At 72.1% G+C, this 6,641-nt stretch carries 3 protein-coding genes; all 3 read left to right on the top strand.

What is annotated here, in order from left to right; all coding sequences use genetic code 11:
- Window positions 1-718: thioesterase II family protein (locus tag GKQ77_RS24485; protein WP_219691095.1), on the top strand; the 718-nt coding region annotated here is incomplete at its 5' end.
- Window positions 719-797: 79 nt separating this feature from the next.
- Window positions 798-3,902: a type I polyketide synthase gene (locus tag GKQ77_RS24480; protein ID WP_219691094.1), complete on the top strand. Its 3,105-nt coding sequence runs from the start codon at window positions 798-800 to the stop codon at window positions 3,900-3,902.
- Between the two features lie 101 nt (window positions 3,903-4,003).
- On the top strand, window positions 4,004-6,641 hold a 2,638-nt coding region (locus GKQ77_RS24475; protein ID WP_372459974.1), incomplete at its 3' end, for a type I polyketide synthase.

Here is a 6,641-nt window from a genome sequence, read left to right as displayed (position 1 = left end):
CACCACGTCCCCGTGGTTCGTCCGGCCGCACTCCGCCGACCACCCCGCCCGGCTCTTCTGCTTCCCCTACTCCGGCTCCGGCGCCTCGGCCTTCAGCGCCTGGCCGGCCGCGCTCGACGACGTCCAGGTCTGCCCGGTGCAGTTCCCAGGCCGCGAGAACCGGCTGGCCGAACACCACTACGGCACCTACGAGAACCTCGCCGCCGACCTCATCGGACCACTGAGCCCCCTGCTCGACCGGCCGTTCGCCCTCTTCGGGCACTGTGCCGGCGCGCTGCCCGCCTACGAGACCGCGGTCCGGCTCGCCGAACAGGGCCTGCCCCGACCGGCCTGCCTCTTCGTGTCGGGCCAGCCGGCCCCGCACGACGCCGCGAGCGACCGGATGCTCACCATGACCGAGGCCGAGCTGCGCGCCGAGCTGGAGTCGGTCATCCGCGGCCGGGGCATCGAACCGAGGCCGGACATGGTCGACCTGGGCATGGCCGTGCTGCTCCGCGATCTCGCCGCCGCCCGTGCCTACCGGCGGACCGAGCCGGTCGCGGTGGGCTGCCCCATCGTCGTACTGCACTGGCGGGACGACCCCGACGTGAGCCTCGACCAGCTCGCCGGGTGGCGTGAGTACGCGGACTCGGTCGACATCCAGGTGGTCGACGGCGGCCACCACGACTTCATGAACGCACCGGACGAACTGCGGAAGACGCTGACCTCTTGGCGGTGAAGGCAGTGAAGACAGTGAGGGCGGTGCGGGCGGTACGGCCCCTGAGTGCCGTACGCCGAGGCAACCGGAAGGAATTCGCATGAGTGGCGAAGCCATCGATATCGCCGTCATCGGGATGTCGTGCCGCTTCCCCGGCGTTCCCGGGCCGGGGGAGTTCTGGCGCCTCCTGCTCGACGGGGAGTCGACTGTCGGCACGTTCCCCGAGCAGCGGGCGGTCCCCTCGGAGCACGCGTCCCACCCGGACGCCGCCACCGTGCGCGCGGGTTCGTTCTTCGACGCCGTCGACGGGTTCGACGCCGAGTTCTTCGGAACGGGTCCGGCGGAGGCGGCGGCCATGGACCCCGTGCAGCGGCTGGGGCTGGAACTCGCCTGGGAGGCGGTCGAGGACGCCCGGATCACGGCGACCTCGCTCGCGGGACGCGAGATCGACGTGCTGGTCGGCGCCGCGTCCTCCGGATACGACGTGCTGCGCACGCTGTCCGGCAGCGACCGGGACGACCACTACGCCGCGCTCGGTTCGAGCGGTGCGCTGATCGCGAACCGGATATCGAGCCTCTTCGACGTCCGCGGCATGAGTTTCTGCGCGGATTCGGGTCAGTCCTCGTCCCTCGTGGCGCTGGCGCTGGCATGCGACCGGATACGCGGCGGCGCCGTCGACATGGCGATCGCGGGCGGCGTGAACCTGATCGTCGACCCGGAAGCGGGACTCGGCATGGCGAATCTGGGCGCCCTGTCGCCCGACGGCCGCTGCTTCACCTTCGACGAGCGCGCCAGCGGGTTCGTCCGGGGCGAGGGCGGGGGATTCGTCCTGCTCAAGCGGCGGGACCTCGCCGTCGCCGACGGTGATCACATCTACGCGGTGGTCCGCGGCTGGAGCGTCGGCAGCGGTGGCGCGACCTCCCGGATGCCGGACCCCAGCCCCGGCGCGCAGGCGGCGACCGCGCTGGCCGCGCTGCGACGCGCGGACGTGCCGTTCGACGACATCGACTACGTGGAGGCCCACGGCACCGGCACCCGGCTCGGCGATCCCGCTGAGATATCCGGTCTGCGCGAGGTCTTCCGGGAGACCGGCCGCAGCCGCCCCCTGGCGATCGGTTCCGTGAAGACGAACGTCGGGCACCTGGAACCGGCCGCGGGAATCGTCGGCTTCCTGAAGGCGGCGCTCTGCGTGGACCGCGCTCAGCTGGTGCCGAGCCTGAACTTCCGGTCCCCGAACCCCGCCATCCCGGACTTCCAGGCGGACTTCGAGGTCGTCGACGCCGCACGGCCCTGGCCGGGTGCGGCGGACCGGCCACGGCGTGCGGGGGTGTCGTCGTTCGGAATGGGCGGCACGCACGCGCACGTGATCCTGGAGCAGGCGCCCGAGCAGCGGACAGGGCCCGATTCCGCGGGGGAGTCCTCCGCGAGTGCTCTCGGGGTGGCGCCGTGGGCGCTCTCGGCGCGGTCGGAACCGGCCCTGCGGGAGCAGGCGGCGCGATTGCGGGAGCTGGTGGCCGCCGACGCGTCGCTGTCGGCGGCCGACGTGGGCCACTCGCTGGTGACGGCGCGGACGCTGTTCGAGCACCGGGCGGTGGTGCTCGGCGGCGACCGGGCGGAGTCCCTGGCGGCCCTGGCGGAGGTGGCGGCGGGCGGCAGCTCGGCGAGGGTGGTGCGCGGGGTGGCAGACGGGCCGGTGGGCCCGGTCGTCTTCGTCTTCCCCGGCCAGGGGTCGCAGTGGACGGGCATGGGAAGGCGGCTGTACGCCGAGTCGGAGACTTTCGCGCGCGGGATCGACGAGTGCGCGCGAGCGTTGGAGCCGTGGGTGGACTGGTCGCTGGTTGACGTGGTCACCGGCGCGGAGTCGGCGCCGTCGCTGGAACGGGGCGACGACGTGGTGCAGCCGGCGCTCTTCGCCATGATGGTCTCCCTCGCCCGGGTGTGGCGGTCGCTGGGAGTGGTCCCCGACGCGGTGGTGGGCCACTCGCAGGGGGAGATCGCCGCCGCCTGTGTGGCGGGTGCGCTTCCGCTGGAGGACGCGGCACGGATCGTCGCCCTGCGCAGCCGGGCCCTGACCGACCTGGCCGGTCTGGGCGGGTTGAACGCGGTGTCCGCGCCGCTCCCCTGGGTCGAGGAGCGGCTGGGGCGGTGGCCCGGGCGGCTCTGCGTGGGCGCGGTCAACGGCCCTTCGTCCGTGGTGATCTCCGGGGATCTCACGGCACTGGACGAGTTCGCCGCGATGGCGACCGGTGACGGTGTCCGCGTACGCCGCGTCAAGATCGAGTACGCGTCCCACTCCCACCAGGTCGAGCGCATCCGTGACCGTGTGCTCAAGGCCGCCGCGGATCTCTCCCCGCAGCGGACAGAGGTGGAGTTCCACTCGACGGTCACCGGGGGACTGCTCGACACTCGCAGGCTCGACGGATCGTACTGGTACGACAATCTGCGCTCGCCGGTGCGTTTCGGCGCGGTGGTCGAGAACCTGATGCGTGCCCGCGGCGGGGCGTTCGTGGAGGTCAGCCCGCATCCGGTGCTGGCGGTGGCGATGGAGGAGACCGCCGACGCGCTGGCGGTCTCGCCGGTGGTGACGGGCACCCTGCACAAGGACGACGGAAGCGCGCGCAAGATCGTCACCTCGCTGGCCGAACTGCATGTGCGGGGTGTGCCGGTGAACTGGGCGGAGGTGTACGCCGCGGACCGGCCGCGCCGGGTCGGTCTGCCGACCTACGCGTTCCAACGGCAGCGGTACTGGCTGACGGCGCCCGATGAAACCGGCGCCACGGGGCCCTCCGCGCAGGCGAGCGGTGCGGGCACGCAGCGGTCGGCTGCCGTCGGCACACCGGCGGCGGAGCTGACTCCGCGAGCGGTCCTCGACCTCGTCCTCGCCGAAACGGCAGCGGTGTTGAACAGCGTGGACGCGGAGCTGACGGGCGCCGATCTCGCCACGAGGCCCACCGAGACCTTCAAGGATCTGGGCTTCGACTCCTCCATGGCGGTGCGTCTGCGCAACCGGCTCACCGCCGCGGCCGGGGTGCGGCTTCCGGCCACCGTCGCCTTCTCGTACCCCACTGCGCGGGCGCTCGCGGACCACATCTCCGCCCGTCTCGAGCCGGAGGCTTCCGATGCTCCGGAAACGGTGGGGGAAGCAAGCCCGGAGAGCCGGAGCGACGACGAATTGTACGAATTGATCGACCGCGGATACGCGTGACCCCTGCGACACGCGTGCCCCTGGGGACACGCGTGAGACCGCACCGCTGACACCGCAGCACCGCCCGTACGTCCGAGCAACAACCGTTGGGGGAGGCCCTGGTGAAAGACGTCGACAAGCTCCGGTCCTATTTGCGACGCGCCGTCGACGACGCGCAGGCCCTGCGCGAGCGGGTCCGCGAGCTGGAGGACTCCGCCCGCGAACCCATCGCGATCGTCGGCATGGCCTGCCGCTACCCAGGAGAGGTCCGCGCCCCCGAAGACCTCTGGCGCCTCGTCAGCGAAGGCGGCGACGCCATCGGCGACTTCCCCACCGACCGCGGCTGGGACACCGAGAAACTCCTCGACCCCGACCCGGACCGGCCCGGCACCTCCTACGTCGCCAAGGGCGGATTCCTCTCCGGCGCGGCCGAGTTCGACCCCGCGTTCTTCGGCATCGGCCCGCGCGAGGCGACGGCCATGGACCCCCAGCAGCGGCTGCTCCTCGAGACCTCCTGGGAGGCGTTCGAGCGGGCGGGCATCGACCCCGCCGCACTGCGCGGCAGCCGCACCGGCGTCTTCATCGGCGCCATGACCCAGGATTACGGCCCTCACCTGCACGACGGCGCCGCCGGATTCGACGGGTACCTGCTCACCGGCAACACCGCGAGCGTCGCCTCCGGCCGTGTCGCCTACACCTTCGGGTTCGAGGGTCCCGCCGTGACGGTCGACACCGCGTGCTCGTCCTCGCTGGTCTCGATGCACATGGCGGCCCAGGCGCTGCGCAACGGCGAGTGCTCGCTCGCCCTGGCGGGCGGCGTCGCCGTCATGGCCACGCCGGGCATGTTCGTGGAGTTCAGCAGGCAGCGTGGCCTCGCGGCGGACGGGCGGTGCAAGGCGTTCGCCGAGGCGGCGGACGGCACGGCCTGGGCGGAGGGCGCGGGCCTGCTGCTCCTGGAACGCCTCTCCGACGCGCGCCGGCACGGTCACGAGGTGCTGGCGGTCGTCCGCGGTTCGGCGGTCAATCAGGACGGTGCCTCCAACGGCCTCACCGCCCCCAACGGCCTCTCCCAGGAGCACGTGATCCGCCAGGCCCTCGCCGGCGCGGGACTCTCGGCGCGGGACGTCGACGCCGTCGAGGCCCACGGGACGGGGACCGCCCTCGGTGACCCCATCGAGGCAGAGGCGCTGCTCGCCACCTACGGTCAGGACCGGCCCGAGGACCAGCCGCTGTGGCTGGGTTCGCTGAAGTCGAACGTCGGTCACACGCAGGCCGCCGCGGGTGTCGGCGGTGTCATCAAGATGGTGATGGCTCTGCGCAACGGCGTGTTGCCCAAGACGCTGCACGTGGACGCGCCGTCTTCGCACGTGGACTGGGCCGCGGGCGGCGTGGAACTCCTCACCGAGAGCCGGTCGTGGCCGGAGACGGGCCGCCCCCGCCGCGCCGGTGTGTCGTCGTTCGGTGTCAGTGGTACGAACGCCCACCTCATCGTCGAGCAGGCTCCCGAGGGTGACGGTGCTACCGGCGGGGGCCAGTCGCAGCCGGTGGTGTCGACCGACGGGACGTTGCCGTGGGTGGTGTCGGCGAAGTCGGATGGGGCCTTGCGTGATCAGGCGCGGCGTCTTCTCGATCACCTGGACCAGCAGCCGCAGGTGACGCCTGCCGAGGTGGGGCACGCGCTGGTGGCCGGGCGTTCCGTTTTCGATCACCGCGCGGTGGTGGTCGGCCGTGAACCGGCCGATTTCAGGGGCGGCTTGGCGGCCCTGGCCGCAGGGGAGCCTTCGCCGCGTGTGGTCACCGGCACGGTGGCCGGTGAGCGCGGCAAGACGGTGTTCGTGTTCCCCGGGCAGGGTTCGCAGTGGGTCGGCATGGGTGTGGGGCTGATGGCCACCAGTCCCGTTTTCGCCGAGCATCTGGCGGCGTGTGCGGCGGCACTTGAGCCCTTCACCGGGTGGAACCTGATCGATGTGCTCAGCGGGGTGGAGGGTGCTCCCGGTTTTGACCGGGTGGATGTGGTGCAGCCCGCTCTGTGGGCGGTGATGGTGTCCCTGGCTCGGTTGTGGGAGCACTTGGGTGTGGTCCCGGATGCGGTGGTGGGTCACTCGCAGGGTGAGATCGCTGCCGCGCATGTTGCTGGGGTGTTGTCGTTGGAGGACGCCGCCCGGGTGGTGGCGTTGCGGTCTCAGGCCATTACGGACATCGCGGGCCGGGGCGGGATGGTCTCGGTGCCTTTGCCCGCGGCTGGTGCTGCGGAGTTGATTGCCCGGTGGGCGGGCCGGGTGGCGGTGGCCGCGGTGAACGGGCCCTCGTCCACCGTGGTCGCCGGTGACGCCGACGCGTTGACGGAGCTTGTGGCGCACTGTGAAGGGGAGGGCATCAGGGCCCGTCGTATCCCTGTCGATTACGCCTCCCACACCTGGCATGTGGAGGCGTTGCGGGACCGGCTGGCGGAGCTGCTGGCGCCGGTCGAGCCGCGCCAGGCGACGGTGGCGTTCTATTCCACCGTCACCGGTCACCTGGGTGGCCCGATGACCGACACGACGGTGATGAACGCCCAGTACTGGTACGAAAACCTGGCCACCCCCGTCGACTTCCAGGGCGCCACCCGCTCCCTCCTCGACGACGGGCACACTCTGTTCGTCGAGGCGAGCCCTCACCCTGTCCTGACGCACCCCCTCCAGGAGACCGCCGAAGAGCACGCGGGCACCGCCGAAGTCACCGTCACCGGCACCCTGCGCCGCGACGACGACACCTGGCAGC

It is taken from the genome of Streptomyces anatolicus (assembly GCF_019400875.1).
Taxonomy (GTDB): Bacteria; Actinomycetota; Actinomycetes; order Streptomycetales; family Streptomycetaceae; genus Streptomyces; species Streptomyces anatolicus.
This window is presented reverse-complemented; position numbering and strand designations above follow the sequence as displayed.